This window comes from Caulifigura coniformis (genome assembly GCF_007745175.1).
In the GTDB taxonomy this organism is placed as follows: domain Bacteria; phylum Planctomycetota; class Planctomycetia; order Planctomycetales; family Planctomycetaceae; genus Caulifigura; species Caulifigura coniformis.
In genome coordinates this window covers 1,939,425-1,953,808 of sequence record NZ_CP036271.1, presented here as the reverse complement: position 1 = coordinate 1,953,808, position 14,384 = coordinate 1,939,425, and the positions used below count along the sequence as shown (strand labels likewise).

General features: G+C 63.9%; 11 protein-coding genes. 7 read left to right on the top strand and 4 right to left on the bottom strand.

Annotated features, from left to right (window positions below):
* Positions 1–30 precede the first annotated feature (30 nt).
* The 7 genes from Pan44_RS07715 to Pan44_RS07685 all read left to right on the top strand — a co-directional run bounded on the left by Pan44_RS07715 (position 31) and on the right by Pan44_RS07685 (position 7,134).
* Positions 31–723, top strand: a complete 693-nt coding sequence (locus Pan44_RS07715; protein ID WP_145028856.1) for an SDR family oxidoreductase — start codon at positions 31–33, stop codon at positions 721–723.
* A 110-nt stretch (positions 724–833) separates the two neighbouring features.
* Positions 834–1,682, top strand: a complete 849-nt coding sequence (locus tag Pan44_RS07710; RefSeq protein ID WP_231754249.1) for a formylglycine-generating enzyme family protein — start codon at positions 834–836, stop codon at positions 1,680–1,682.
* Between the two features lie 47 nt (positions 1,683–1,729).
* Positions 1,730–2,734 (top strand): methenyltetrahydromethanopterin cyclohydrolase, encoded by a 1,005-nt coding sequence (gene mch, locus Pan44_RS07705; protein WP_145028852.1) that lies wholly within the window; start codon positions 1,730–1,732, stop codon positions 2,732–2,734.
* A gap of 163 nt (positions 2,735–2,897) precedes the next feature.
* Entirely contained in the window at positions 2,898–5,318 is a 2,421-nt protein-coding gene (locus tag Pan44_RS27275; RefSeq protein ID WP_197453925.1) for an endonuclease/exonuclease/phosphatase family protein, read from the top strand.
* 41 nt (positions 5,319–5,359) lie between these two features.
* Complete coding sequence (locus Pan44_RS07695) at positions 5,360–5,725, top strand: cupin domain-containing protein (protein ID WP_145028850.1); 366 nt, start codon at positions 5,360–5,362, stop codon at positions 5,723–5,725.
* A 106-nt stretch (positions 5,726–5,831) separates the two neighbouring features.
* A complete protein-coding gene (locus Pan44_RS07690; protein WP_145028848.1) occupies positions 5,832–6,701 on the top strand; it encodes an FAD binding domain-containing protein in 870 nt (289 codons plus the stop codon).
* Positions 6,702–6,753: 52 nt separating this feature from the next.
* Complete coding sequence (locus Pan44_RS07685; protein WP_145028846.1) at positions 6,754–7,134, top strand: hypothetical protein; 381 nt, start codon at positions 6,754–6,756, stop codon at positions 7,132–7,134.
* Positions 7,135–7,157: 23 nt separating this feature from the next.
* Here the strand turns inward: Pan44_RS07685 and Pan44_RS07680 are convergent, their stop codons facing one another.
* From Pan44_RS07680 to Pan44_RS07665, 4 genes are all read right to left on the bottom strand, one after another.
* On the bottom strand, positions 7,158–8,690 hold the full coding sequence (locus Pan44_RS07680) for a sugar ABC transporter ATP-binding protein (protein ID WP_145028844.1): 1,533 nt from the start codon (positions 8,688–8,690) through the stop codon (positions 7,158–7,160).
* A gap of 175 nt (positions 8,691–8,865) precedes the next feature.
* A complete protein-coding gene (locus tag Pan44_RS07675; RefSeq protein WP_145028842.1) occupies positions 8,866–10,113 on the bottom strand; it encodes an ABC transporter permease in 1,248 nt (415 codons plus the stop codon).
* A 90-nt stretch (positions 10,114–10,203) separates the two neighbouring features.
* Positions 10,204–11,328, bottom strand: coding sequence for a substrate-binding domain-containing protein (locus tag Pan44_RS07670; protein WP_145028839.1), 1,125 nt, complete (start codon positions 11,326–11,328; stop codon positions 10,204–10,206).
* Between the two features lie 470 nt (positions 11,329–11,798).
* The gene (locus tag Pan44_RS07665) at positions 11,799–14,177 is read right to left on the bottom strand and encodes a DNA gyrase/topoisomerase IV subunit A (protein WP_231754248.1); all 2,379 of its coding nucleotides are present in this window, start codon (positions 14,175–14,177) and stop codon (positions 11,799–11,801) included.
* Positions 14,178–14,384 lie beyond the last annotated feature (207 nt).

Below are 14,384 nucleotides of genomic sequence, written 5' to 3'. Positions count from 1 at the left end.
GCAGGGAGCAAGTCGCGTTCGGAGTCATTCATGAGCAAGGTTGTCGTGATTACGGGAGCCACCCGTGGCCTGGGGAGGGCCCTCTGCGACCGATTTGCGGAAGCGGGCTGGACCATCGCAGGATGTGGGACGAATCATGAACGGGTGAGTGAAGCGGCTTCGGAACTCGGCGCGCCGCACCGCATGGACGCGGTCGATACAAGGGACGCCGCGGCGGTGGCGAACTGGGCGAGTGAGGTGACGGCGGCCGTGGGGGTTCCTGACCTCCTGATCAACAACGCGGGAGTCATCAACGCGAACGCTCCTTTGTGGGAGGTCGATGTCGAGGATTTCGCCCGCGTGGTCGAGGTGAACGTCCACGGGGTGTTTCACGTCGTCCGGGCGTTTGCGCCGGCGATGATTGCCCGAAAGTCCGGGATCATCGTGAATCTTTCGAGTGGATGGGGTCGATCAACGTCTCCGGACGTCGCCCCATACTGCGCGAGCAAGTGGGCCATCGAGGGGATGACCAGATCGCTCGCCCAGGATCTTCCCAAGGGGCTGGCGGCAGTCGCCCTGAATCCCGGAATCATCGACACGGACATGCTCCGCAGCGCGTTTGGAGCGGGGGCGGGCCACTATCCTTCGCCCGAAAAATGGAGCCGGGCGGCCGGCCCGTTTCTCATGTCGCTGACGAGTCGCCACAATGGGCAGTCGCTGACTGTTCCCGGTGTTCCGACCTGAGACGACTCCTGGTGGCCAGGCGAACGTCAACGGGGTGCATGCTCGACTTCGTGATTGAGCGTTCATGGCTGGCATGCCCTGCACAGGAGCTGGCAAGGATTCCGCCGACCATGCGATCCCTTTTCCGAATGCTGTTCTCCGCTGCCGTGCTGACGCTGATGGCTGGGGCGACGGCCTGTGGCGCGGAATCGCCTGCGCACCTGAAACTGCTCAAGACGTTCGTCGACGAATTCGTGGAGATCACTCCGGGCGTCGGGCGGTTTCCGAAATCGTTCCAGCAGGGGGGAGAGCAACCCGCCCGCGAAGTGACCTTCGCCTACTCGTTCTCCATCGCGAAGTACGAGGTCCCGCAGAATCTCTATGAAGCGGTGATGGGCTCGAATCCGAGCCGCTGGAAGGGGCCGCGCAATTCCGTCGAATCGATGAGCTGGGAAGAGGCGAACGATTTCTGTGAGAAGGCGACGGCACGACTGCGGGCGGTCAAGCTGATCGGAAACGATGACGTGATCCGGCTGCCGTCGGAGAGCGAATGGGAATACTGCTGCCGGGCCGGAACAACGACGACCTACAGCTTCGGCGACGAGGCGCAGGCGACGGGGGATGTGGCGCCGAAGGCGACCCTCCTTGACCAATACGCCTGGCATACAGGCAACGCGGCGGGAAACGATCCGGCGGTGGGAGTGCTGAAGCCGAATCCCTGGGGGCTTTACGACGTCCACGGCTACCTGTGGGAATACTGCAGCGACGACTGGCACGCCGACTCTTCCGGAGCTCCGACAGACGGAACTCCCTGGCGTGACACGGCCGAATCGAACGACAAGCCGGCGTCCCGTCGCGTCATGCGTGGCGGGTCGTGGAAAGACGACTCCACCTGGCTCCGCAGTTCGAGTCGCCGAGCCATTGGACCTTCCGCACGCAATGACGCCATCGGCTTCCGCTGTGTTCTGAGCCGCGGCTGACCTTAACTTTTTCTCCTGACTTCCTGGATCCGGAATCCTGAAACCTGATGTCTGAAGACTTTGAACTGCCCGAGGACGACTTCGAAGAAGGCGCCGAGGAGAATCCGTCGCTGCTGAACGACGCCGCGTTCAGCCTGGTGAACCAGGCGCTGGCCGCGGTGGATGAACTGCGGGTGGAGGCGGTGGACGTCCAGGGAGCCGGCTGCATCCTGGATTTCGGTGTCGAGACGACCGGAAGCCTGGCGGCCGGCCTGGCACTGGCGGAAATCTGCATGGCGGGCCTGGGAGAGATCCAGATCTCGAACGGTGAAGTGGCCGGCTGCACGTGGCCGCACCTGAACGTTTCGACCGACAATCCAACGGAAGCGTGTCTGCTTAGCCAGTATGCGGGCTGGAAGGTGAATGTCGGCAAGTTCTTCGGGATGGGGTCGGGGCCGATGCGGGCGGCGTATGCCGACGAAGCCATTTTCAGCCAGCTCGATTATCGCGAAGACGCCACGGCCGTCATTGGCGTCCTGGAAACGGGTCGCCTGCCCGATCTGAAGGTGGTCAAACTGATCGCCGAGAAGTGCAAGGTGGAACCGGAGCGGGTCGCGCTGCTCGCGGCTCCGACGTCGAGCATTGCGGGGAACATGCAGGTCGTCGCCCGCAGTGTCGAAACGGCGCTGCACAAGCTGCACGAACTCGGCTTCGACACCACGCAGGTTGTGAGCGCTTTTGGAACCGCCCCGATCAGCCCGGTTGCTGCCGATGATCTCGCGGCGATCGGCCGGACGAATGATGCGATCCTGTACGGCGGCCGGGTGACGTTGTGGGTCGAAGCGGAAGACGAGGAGCTGCGGATGATCGGCCCGAATGTGCCGTCGTCGTCGTCGAGCGCTTATGGCAAGCCGTTTGTCGACATCTTCAAGGAATCGGGGCACGACTTCTACAAGATCGACCCGCTCCTGTTCAGCCCCGCGGAGATCGTGTTTCACAACCTCGAGACCGGAAGTGTCTTCCGCTTCGGGGAGGTCAACTCCGAGGTGCTGAAACGGTCGTTCGGGCTGTAAACCCGCGAAGCGGGAAGGCTCGAACGCGCGGTGGCGGGTGGCGGTGTTCAGTGCGGAGTTGCCTGAGCATCACGCGGAGAGCGATGAGAGAGAATCGGGGCTGGTCGGCATAGCGCGTGCTGCGACAATCGGTGAGCCGAATTGTTCACAAGCCCGCTGGATTATGTCTGCACAGCCCGTTTCCAACGCCGACCTTCGGCATCATGCTGCCCCGTCGCGAGTTCCGGTTTTCCGGCATTTCGTGGCCCTGGGACGTCTCGTGCGGCGATGGTTCAGCCGGCGAGAGATCATCGTGCGGCTGCTGGGGCTGGAGCCTGTCCATCCTCCCTCGGACGATCCGGGCCTGATCATCCTGCAGATTGACGGGCTGTCGCGCTCCCGGCTGGAGGAGGCGATCCAGCGTGGTCGCATCCCGTTCATCGCATCGCTCGTTCATCGCGACCGCCATCGCATCGAGACGCAGTATTCCGGGCAGCCCGCCACGACGCCCGCCGTGCTGGGGGAACTGTTCTACGGCGTCGAGCAGATCGTCCCCGCGTTCAGCTTCCGGGACCATCGCAGCGGCAAGGTGGTCGAGATGCTCGCGACCGAGATCGCCGAGCCCATTGAAAAGGAACTCGCCGCGCAATCGCCGGGGCTTCTCGGGGGAGGGGCCGCCTATTGCGACATCTACTCCGGAGGAGCGGATGACGCCCAGTTCTGCCCCGGACGCACGCGCTGGAAACGGCTCGATGAGGCCGGAGTCTGGACGAAAGGCCTGCTGGTTTTCCTGCACCTTCCCGCCATGGTGAGGATGTTCGCCGCAATCATTCGCGAGACGGTCCTGTCGACCTGGCGGCTCGTCCGGCGTCGATCCCGGGTCAGAAACTGGGTGGCTGAGCTCAAGTTCATTCCTCGGCATCTGGTGGCGAGCGTCGTGCTTCGTGAAGTGACGGCGACGGCCATTGAGTCCGATGCGATCCGCGGCGTCGAGCGCGTGCATGGCAACTTCCTGGGATATGACGACGTCGCACATCACTGCGGTCCGGATGCCGACATCCCGCACCGCATGCTGCGCGACATCGACCGCAGCATTCAGAGGATCTGGCATGCGGCCCACGCGTCGCCGCGGCGGAATTACCAGGTGTGGATCATCGCCGATCACGGGCAGGAAGCGACGATCCCGTATTCCGTGTTCGCAGGGCGGTCGATCAACGAGGCGGTGTGCGAAGCCTGTCGCGACTTACTGCCGGCCGAGTGCGTTCCGCCACTGGAGGCCGACGAGTCTGAAGCGAAAGGGACGGGTGACGCGGCATCCATGGCGCCATTGACCGTCGCGATTGGTCCGCAGGGATCGATCTACTGGCCGGGCCCCATGGCGAACTCCCTCCGCGAAGATGTGGCCCGGCGCCTGGTGGTCGACGCGCGGATTCCGATGGTGATGTACCGTGACGGGGAGACAGTTCATCTCCGGACGTCGGCAGGCCTGTTCCAGCTCCCGGAACAGGCGGCGGAAGTGTTCGGCGTGGACCATCCGCACCTGGACTCGGTCGCCAGAGACTTCTCGCGGCTGTGTTCGCATCCCGACGCAGGCGACCTGATCATCGCCGGGTGGCGTCGGGGAGAGACTTCGATTTCCTTCGTTGATGAACTCGGAGCGCATGGCGGACCTGGCCCCAATGAAACAAGTGGCTTTGCCATCCTGCCTCCGGAGACCGCCTGCACGATTCGCGGCGAACTGCGTCCAAAAGTCCTCCGGGACATGGCGCTGGAGTGGCTCGAGCGTCCGAAGCGCGGGGCCGCCGCGCCTTCATCCGACCGGACATTCCTCCGCGTGGCGACTTACAACGTGCATGGCTGCATCGGGCTGGACGGTCGGCTTTCACCGGCCCGTATCGCGCGCGTGCTCCTGAGTCTGGACGCCGACGTCATCGCGCTCCAGGAACTGGATGTCGGCCGATTGCGGAGTCGATCGGTCGACCAGGCACAGATCATCGCCGACCTGCTCGAGATGAAGATGCATTTCGGCGCGGCGATCGACGTGACGGGCGAACGCTACGGCAACGCGATCCTGAGCCGGTGGCCCATGACGCTGAAGCGGGCGGCATTGCTTTCTCCGGGACGCGGCCGCTCCGAGCCGCGCGGTGCGGTGTGGGCGACCGTGACCATCGGTGACGAGCCGATTGAAGTGATCTCCACTCACCTGGGGCTGACCGAGGCCGACCGACTTCAGCAGCTGGCCACGCTGCTGGGGGCCGACTGGCCCTGCCTGGGAGTGGCCCATGCCCGAACGATTCTCTGCGGTGACCTCAATTCCCCACCCGGCTCGTCGATCTGTCGCGGCCTCGGACAGACGCTCCGAGATGTGCAGCTTGCGGACCGGCAACGGGGACTCGCCACGTGGCCATCCGGATTTCCCCTTCGCCGCATCGACCACATCTTTGCCGGCGATGGATTTCGGGTGATTGAAACCGACGTGCCGCGAACGCGCCTCACGCGGGTCGCTTCCGATCATCTGCCGCTGGTCGTCGACCTGGAGATTCTGCCCGCGTGCGGGCGGCGTACAGAGCCGGTGCTCGCTCGCACGCAGACAATGCATTCCTGACAATGCGGGCGGACAAGCCGCACGGCACTGGAGGATCTCTCATGGGTTTCATCGACCTCGACTCCATTCCTGCTCTGGAGCCGCTGCCCGGCTGCCGGTTGCGTACGCCTCACGGCAAGAACCTGATGCTTTCGCATCTCGAAATGGAAACCGGGGCGGAGATTCCGTGGCATCACCATCCGCACGAGCAAGGTGGGATGCTGATCCGGGGAAAGCTGCAGCTCTCGATCGGCGACGAGACGCGAATTGTCGGGCCGGGGGCCATGTTCCTGATTCCGGGCAATGTCCCGCATCGGGCGGTCGCCATTGAAGGGCCGGTGCTGGTGCTTGATGTCTTCAGTCCGGTCCGTGAGGACTACGCCGGGATGATGAACCGCTACATCCCGACGAACACCGGGGAACAATGACCGCTCACAAACTGGCGGCATGGGGGCGGCGCGGATACCTTCGCATCGTCGGCCGTCACCCCGGTCGGCGTCCCCTGCACCGCATGCGAGCGCCGGATCTGACTCCATGAGAGACTTCGAGTACGAATCGCCGACCACGCTCACCCAGGCGCTGGAGCTGATGTCGTCCGGACAGGCTGTCCGCCCCATGGCCGGGGGAACCGACCTGATCGATCACGTGCGGACAGGCCGCCTGGCGCCCGACCTGATCATCGACGTCAAGAAGCTTCCCGAGCTGAATCACCTGGAGATCACGGACGCCGGACTGCGACTGGGAGCAGCTGTTCCCTGCTACAGGCTCTATGGCGATGAGCGGATCAGGAAGTCGTACTCTGCGCTCTCCGATTCCGCACACATCATCGGCGGCATGCAGATCCAGAGCCGTGCCAGCATCGGCGGCAATGTCTGCACGTCCGGCCCGGCCGCGGATTCGATCCCGTCGTTGATTGCGCTGTCGGCCGTTGTCGTGATCGCTGGCCCCGGCGGGGCCCGGCGTGAAGTGCCGATCGAGCAGTTCTGCACCGGGCCGGGGAAGAACGTGCTGCAGGGAGGCGAGATCGTGGTCGAGTTCCGGATGCCTGTCGCGGCGAATTCGGGATCGCACTATCGGCGGTTCATCCCGCGAAACGAGATGGATATCGCGGTGGTCGGCGTCGGCGCCTGCGTGATGCTGGACGACTCGAAATCACAGATCACCGCCGCACGCATCGGCGTCGGCGCCGTTGCTCCGACTCCGCTTTTCGCCGAGGAAGCAGGCCGCCTGCTCGTCGGCCGCCCGGCGGATGAAGCGGCCTACAGAGACGCGGCCGCCGCGGTCGTCGGGATCATCTCTCCGATCACCGACATGCGGGGGACGCAGGAATTCCGGCGGCATGTGACGGGCGTGCTCGTCGAACGCGTTCTGGCGGAAGCGGTGCTTCGCGCCCGTACGCACTGAATTCTGCGAATCCACAAGCGACGATTCACGACAGCACTTTCGAGGTCAGTTCATGGGTTGGTTCAGCCGCAAAGACTGGAACGTTCTCGCCGTCATCTTCGAGCGGTCGGACCTTTACACGGTGGCCGGCCAGCGGGCGAAAGGCGGGGATGCGGACAAGGCCCGCGACGGGGCGAAGCTTCACAAGCGGGCGGTCTTCTGGGCCGTGTTCGACCAGAAGCGATCGTTCGTCGAAGGGGGCCCCGGGCAGGGGGCGATCAACGTTCCGCCTGAGGTCGTGAAGAAGCTCGAGCGCGAGCTCCCGATGAACCGCACGGTGCAGGACGTCCTGAAGGCGCTGGAAGCGGGCACGGAGAACAAGTGTGCCAAGTCGCTGCAGTGGATGGGCTATCCGAAAAAGGCCGTGCAGAAAGACGAAGAAGACTTCAGCTGATCGCGGCGGCTCTTGTTCCCCCCTTACGATTCTTTGGGGGAGATGCTCGTCGCCAGTTCCATGAGTCGTTCTTCGGTCACCTCGCCGCGTTTCAATTCGCCGGTGAGGCGGCCTTCGCAGAGCACGAGAACGCGGTCGCAAAGTGTGATCAGTTCGGGAAGCTCGCTGGACGTCACGATGATGCCGAGGCCTTCACGGCAGAGGCCATCAATGAGCTTGTAGAGTTCGGCCTTGGCGCCGACGTCGATGCCGCGTGTCGGGTCGTCGAGGAGCAGGACTTTGGGGTTCGTCCGCAGCCAGCGGGCGATGATGCACTTCTGCTGGTTGCCCCCGGACAGGCTGGTGATCGGCGCCTCGGGCCCGTTCGTTTTGACGCCGAGCTGCCGGATGGATTCGCGGGTCTTTTCACGCTCCGCGCTGGTGCTGATGAGGCCGGCCTTCGTCGATTCCTCAAGCGTGCAGACCGTGATGTTCTCGCGGACGACCATCTGTGCGAAGAGCCCGAAACGCTTGCGATCTTCGGTCACCATGGCGACGCCGGCGGCCTTGGCCTCCGAGGGATGTCCGAAGCGGACCTCGCGGCCTTCCAGCCGGATCGATCCCTGCATCGGATCGGACTGGGCGCCGAACAGGCATTCCATCAGCTCCGTGCGGCCTGCCCCCATCAATCCGGCAAAACCCAGCACTTCGCCGCGACGCAGCTCAAACGCAATGTCTTTCAGTCGCCATTTGCGGGCATGGCCGGGCCAGGCGAGTGAAAGGTTCTCGACCCCGAGCACCACTTCGCCGGGAGTCCGGCCGTCCCCGAGATTCACCGACTCGATCTCGCGGCCGACCATCAGGTGGGCGATCTCGTGGGGGTTCGTTGCAGCGCGGTCGAGCGTTTTGACGACCTTGCCGTCGCGGAGGACTGTGATGCGGTCGGACAGACGGAAGACCTCGTCCATCTTGTGCGAGATGTAGAGAATCGTGACACCCTGCCGGCGAAGCCGTTCGATGACTCCGAAGAGACGCTCGACTTCGGTTTCGGTGAGGGCGGACGTCGGCTCGTCCATGATCAGGACGTCGGTCTTCAGTGCGATGGCCTTGGCGATCTCGACGAGCTGCTGGTCGCCGATGCGCAGCTCGGAGATGCGGGCCCGCGGATCAATTTTGCAGTCGAGTTGCTGGAAGAGGCCGGCGGCGGCTTTCTCCATGGCCCGGTCGTCGAGCAGTCCGAAGCGTCCCCGGAGTTCGCGTCCGAGGAAGATGTTGGCAGCGGCCGAGAGTTGTTCCACGAGGTTCAGTTCCTGGTGGATGATGCTGATGCCGGCCGACTCGGCGTCGCGGGTCCCCTGGAATGCGGCGAGTTCGCCGCGCAGCCGGATCTCGCCTTCATAGCTGGTGTAGACCCCGGAAAGGATCTTCATCAGGGTGCTCTTGCCGGCCCCGTTCTCTCCGCAGATGGCGTGGAACTCGCCGGGGCGCACGTCGAACGAGACGTTGCTGAGGGCGACCACGCCGCCAAAGCGTTTGGCGACGTTGCGAATGTCGATGATGGGAGCGGCGTCGATCATCGGGATGTGCTGGCTTAGAGGGTGGCACGCCCTGCCAAGGGCGTGGCGAACTTCATTGTGCTGCGAAATAAAGATCGTGGACCGCGAGGCGGGGCTTGGCAACGTTTGCCACGCCCTTCCTGTCGTCAGGGCGTGCCATCCACCCGAATGTCGATAATCGGGGCAGGGGCGATCATCAGCGTTTCTTCGCGGCCACGCGTTCCATCGCTGCCTTGATGCCGAGCGCCACCGCGACGGCGGCGCCGACGACCAGGGCGCTGTTGAGCTTGTTCTCGGTGGTGGTTGCCCCCGTGATGAGGCCGGCGAGAATCGCGAGGATGGCCACGCTGATCCAGCCGATCAGTCCCGGGAAGAACTGCCTGCGGAAGCCGCCGGTTTTGCGAAGTTCGTTGAACGCGACGGCGAGGACGACCAGCGCCCCGACGACCTGGCCTTCAAAGAGATCGGGACGGGTCTTGAACGATTTCTCGACGGAGTCGATGACGACCCGGAGGAACAGCGCACCGAGCATGACGCCGCTGATCGAGCCGATGCCTCCCGCGAGGGAGCAGCCGCCAACAACCGATGCGGCGATGGCGTTGAGCTCGTAGCCCATGCCGTCGCGGCTGGGGTCGGCCGTGCCGATGTAGCACGTGTAGAGGATGCCGGCGATGGCGGCCGTGACGGCGCTGATGCAGTAGGCGAGCCACTTCAGGTGATCGGTGCGGATGCCGCTGAGGCGGGCTGCCTGTTCGTTGCCTCCCATGGCGTACAGATGGCGGCCGACGACAGTGCGACCGAGCAGCAGCCAGAGGACGACGGCGAGGATGGCCCAGATCAGGACGGGCGACCACCAGCCCTCGCGCTGGCCGACCGACAGCAGCCACTCGTTATCCAGGGTGATCGTGGACTTGGCCTGGCCGTGGGACGTGGCCGTGATGTTCTGGACGAGGACCTTTGCGAGGCTGCGGAGTCCGACGAGCGACGCCAGCGTGGCGACGAAGGGGGGGAGGCCGACGATCGTGATCAGCCACGTATGGAACGTTCCGATCAACAGCGCGGAAATCAACGTACCTCCGATGGCGACGAGGACGATCCACGTTTCGATATCGGTGGTGACAGGGAGTCCGCGCTCGGACTTGGGGGCCAGCAGCACGATGATGCCGGCGAAGAGCATGCCGCTGAAGGCGATCACCGAGCCGGCGGAGAGATCGATTCCGCCGGAGATGATGACGGTGGCGGCGCCGAAGGCGAAGATTCCGAGCAGGGCGGTGGTGCGCAGGATTTTCTGCGTATTGTCGCCCGGGTTCTCAATGTAGGACTTGTTGAAGAAGAGCGTGACGGCGAGCACGGCGATCGTCGCGATCACCAGCCCGATCTCGTTGCGATTCCTTCTCAGGAAGCCTCCAAGCCAGCCGGGGGATGATGTCTCCAGGGTGTTCATTCAGAGAGGCCGGAATGTCGGACGTGGCAGGGTCTCAAGACAAACACGGGGGGCTGACGCCCCCCGGTCGCTGGAAGCAATTGCAGCAGACTACGAGGAAACGAGCTTGCGTTCTTCGAGCCACTTCTTGAACTCGGAGAGCTTCATGAGCCGGGTCGACTTCTCGAGGATTTCCGAAGTCACCGTGCTTTGGTTGTCCGGAACGACGATCCGCAGCTCGGTCTTGAACATGTCGTTCTCGTCCGTCTGGGCGTAGGTGGGATACATCTCCTTGATCGTGGCGTCGTTGTTCTCGATCAGGGCCAGCATCAGCTTCACGCCGTCGGCCCCCATCTGGAACGGGTTCTGGACGAGCATCACGTCGACATTGCCGTCCTGCATGCCGCGAATGCTTTCTTCGGCGGCGTCGAAGCAGAAGACCTTCGTCTTGTCGCGGATCTTCCGGTCGGCGACGACGCGGGAAATCTGCGGCGTGTTGTAGGCCCAGATGCCGACGAGGGCGGAGATGTCCTTGTGGCGATCGAGAGCGCTTTCCACATTGGAGCGGGCCTTCGGACGGTCGCCGCCGTCTTCGAGGCGTTCGAGTTCTTTCGAGGCCGCTTCCACACCTGCGTTGAAACCGTCCATGCGGGCGACCGCGTTGGCGGCGGTCGTGCTGCCGACAAAAAAGACGTGGTTGAGCGGAGTTCCGCCGGCGATGGCCTTCGCGGCACGGCCCAGTTCCTTGCCGGCGACGAGGTTGTCCGTTCCGAGATAGGCGTAGCGTGCATCGCGAAACTTTTCGCGATTCATGTCGCCGTCGATCGTGATGACCTTCACGCCCTTCTGCTGCAGCTGGCGGAGTTCTTCGGCGATGGCCCGGCTTTCCGGGTTGAAAACCGAGATGCCGACGGCGGCGATGTCGCTCTGCAGGTTGTACTGCTTGAGTTTGTCGATCTGGCCCTGGTCGGTGAAGTCGGCCCGTTCAAAGGCGACGGTGAAGCCTTTGCCTTCGAGGCCGAGGTCTTTCTCGGCCTGCTTCGCGCCCGATTCGCAGGCGTCCCAGAACGGGTCGTCGCCGTTGGTGAGAATGACGATGCGTTTCGAGCCGCCCGAGGCGGATGAACCGCCGGACGATCCGCTGCCGCCGGGAGCGGTGGACTCCTTGGGACAGCCGGTCAAAACAGCGGCGCACAGGGCGCCGAACAGACTCAGCACGAATCGACGCGAGCGCATCAAGGTGCCTTCTCAAATGGCGGTCAAGATCCCCCGAAACGCGGGCAAACCCGCGGTTCTTTTCCGAACAGGCCAAGGTACGGCGACGTGGGCCGAGAGTCAAACGGCCATCCGCGAGAGGCAGGGCCGGCGCGCTTTTCCAGATGTGCAAACGAGAGGCCGGTTTCCGTCAGCCGATCGCGTGCCGGAACGCGTGGGTCGGCCCTGGGACTGGTCAGTGGGACGATCAGCAGGCGACCGCCTGTTACTCGCCGGGTTCCGCGGACGGGTTGTCCCGGGAATGCGGGCTGCCGGTCTTTGCTGGATGACGATCGTGCCGTGATGGTGTCCATACTCCCTCCACCAGTACGGACGAGGTTGCGTGCGATCTTCCGTGAAGCAGATCCTGAACGCGCAGCGTCGCTTCGCGACAGCGGAGTTTCCGAGCCGGAGCACGGGGATCTGGCGTGGAACTGGCGGCGACTGGAGGGTCAGTTCGTACCGCCGTGCTGGGTCCAGTCGGGCAGCGCGAACTCGCCGCGCACCAGGAATTTGAACCCGGTGCGGTGGCTGGTTTTCACGCCGCGGCCGCCGCGGCTGGTGATCTCGTACTTCCCCTGGCCGAAGCTGAGTTCCTTGTCGTTCTCGTTGATCGCCTTGAGGGTGTCGCTGGGGCGCGTCAGCCGCTGGGCTCCGAGGACGATGTCGTCCGACTCGAGCTTGATCCCGCGGACTCCCATGCCGGCCCCACCGAGAACCGGGACGTCGTCGACTTTGAAGTGGAGCAGGCGGGCCTTGCGGGTGGCGAGGAAGACTGAATCGCTGTCGTCCATGATCTCGACGTGCACGACGCGATCCTTGTCGCGGAGGCGGCAGTATTTCCGGCCGGCCTTGGTGGAGACCTGGCGATACCAGCTGAGCGAGAGGCGGGCGACCTGGCCGGCGGCCGTCGCCACGAACAGGAACGGGGAGGGGGTCGCCTGTCCCTTCACTTCCCTGTCGGCCGGAGTGAAGCGGGAATCGGTTGAGAGGGCGGTGACGATTCGCGCGCCGTCCCCCATGCGGACGAACTTCGCCAGAGGCTCGCCATACCCGGTGGAGGCGGGAATCTCGTTGACGGTCAGGGTGTAAGCCATGCCATCGCTGGAGAAGAAGACGACATTATCGAGCGTGCTGCAGGGGACGATCGCCAGAACGGAATCGCCTTCGCGCATGCGGAGCTTGTCGACGGTCGAGATCTTGTTGATCCGCCGGACCCAGCCGTCCGTGCTGACGACAACTTGCGTGTTCTCCTTGACGATGTAGGCGGAGGCGTCGAACTCGGTGACTTCATCCGAGGTGCCGAAGTTGGTGCGACGTTCGCCGGGGTAGGCCTTGCCGATCTCTTCGAGTTCTTCCTGGACGACGCCCCAGAGCTTCTTGTCGGACTTCAGGATGCCGCGAATGCGTTCGGCCTCTTTTCGCTTTTCCGCCAGTTCTTCGCGAATGCGGCCGATTTCGAGCTGCGAAATACGGTACAGGGCGATGTCGAGGACGGCGAAGGTCTGCTCCTCATCGAGCAGCGGAAACGCCTTCATGAGCTTCACGGCCGCGTCCTGCCGTCCGTCGCTGGAGCGGATGATCTTCAGGGCCTTGTCGAGGCCGTCGAAGATGATCTCGAAGCCTTCCAGGATGTGGATGCGGCGTTCGAGCTGCCGCAGCTGGAACTCGAACCGCTTGCGGACGGTCGTGAACCGGAAGTCGAGAAAGCACTGGAGCAGTTGCTTGAGATCGAGGCGGCGGGGGGTCAGGACGCCGTGCTCATCCGGGGCGAGGGCGGTGGCGTTGTAGCCGAAGTTCTGTTCGAGCGAGGTGTGCTTGAACAGGTAGGCCATGACGACTTCGGCGTCGGCGCCCGACTTGATCTCCAGCATGATCCGCAGACCGTGCTTGTCATCAGACAGGTCGGAGACGTCGACCAGCTGCGGCAGGCGGCGCGAATCGCGGATTTCGCCGAGCTGCTCCATCAGCGGCCCGGTTTCCACTCCGTAGGGAATCGAGTGGATGATGATCCGGTTCTGGACTTCCTTCTTCTTCTCGACATCGAACTTCCACTCGCCGCGGACTTTGATGGAGCCGCGCCCCTCTTCGTAGATGCTCTTGAGCTCGTCGACGTTGGTGACGACCCGGCCTCCGAGCGGGAAGTCGGGGCCCTTGATCGTCCGCATGATCTGGCGGACGCTCAGCTCGGGGTTCTCGATGAGCATTCCGCAGGCGCGGAGCACTTCGCCGAGGTTGTGCGGCGGGATGTTCGTGGCCATGCCGACGGCGATGCCCGACGCGCCGTTGACGAGCAGGTTGGGGAAGCGGGCCGGGAGGACGACCGGTTCCTGCCGCTCGGCGTCATACGTCGGCCGGGTGTCGACCGTGTCGTATTTCAGCTCGCTGAGGAGTTCTTCGGCGATCTTGCTGAGCTTGGCTTCGGTGTATCGCTCGGCGGCGGCCGGGAGTCCGATGACCGACCCGAAGTTCCCCTGCGGGAACACGAGGGGGGCCCGGAGCGTGAAATCCTGGGCGAGGCGGACGAGGGCCTCGTAGACGGCGGACTGGCCGTGGGGGTGATACTTACCGACGACGTCGCCGATGATGCGGGCGCATTTGACGAACTTGGCGTCGAAGGTGACGCCGAGCTCGTTGAACATGGTGTAGAGGATGCGGCGCTGGACGGGTTTGAGGCCGTCGCGGGCGTCGGGAAGGGCCCGTGACATAATCACGGACATGGCGTAGTTCAGGTAGCGCCGGCGGGTTTCCTCGCTCAGTGGCGCGTACGCAAACTGTTCAGGGGCCGCCTGTTCGCTCGCTCCAGCCCGTCCGTTCCTTCGGTCAGCCAAGGGGTGTCTCCGTCCTAAATCTGAGGGAAGCCCGGGATGTTAGGAAATGAAGCCAAGTGACGCAAAACGGGTTGGGAGCGACCAGCAGTTTCACTGGAGAGCCGAATGAAGACTCACCACTGAGACGCAGAGAAGAGGGAGGTCGCGGCGTGTCTCCATCAGCCACTGCTCCAGATTCTTCCCTCCGGTTGAAGGTCTCTTCCTCCC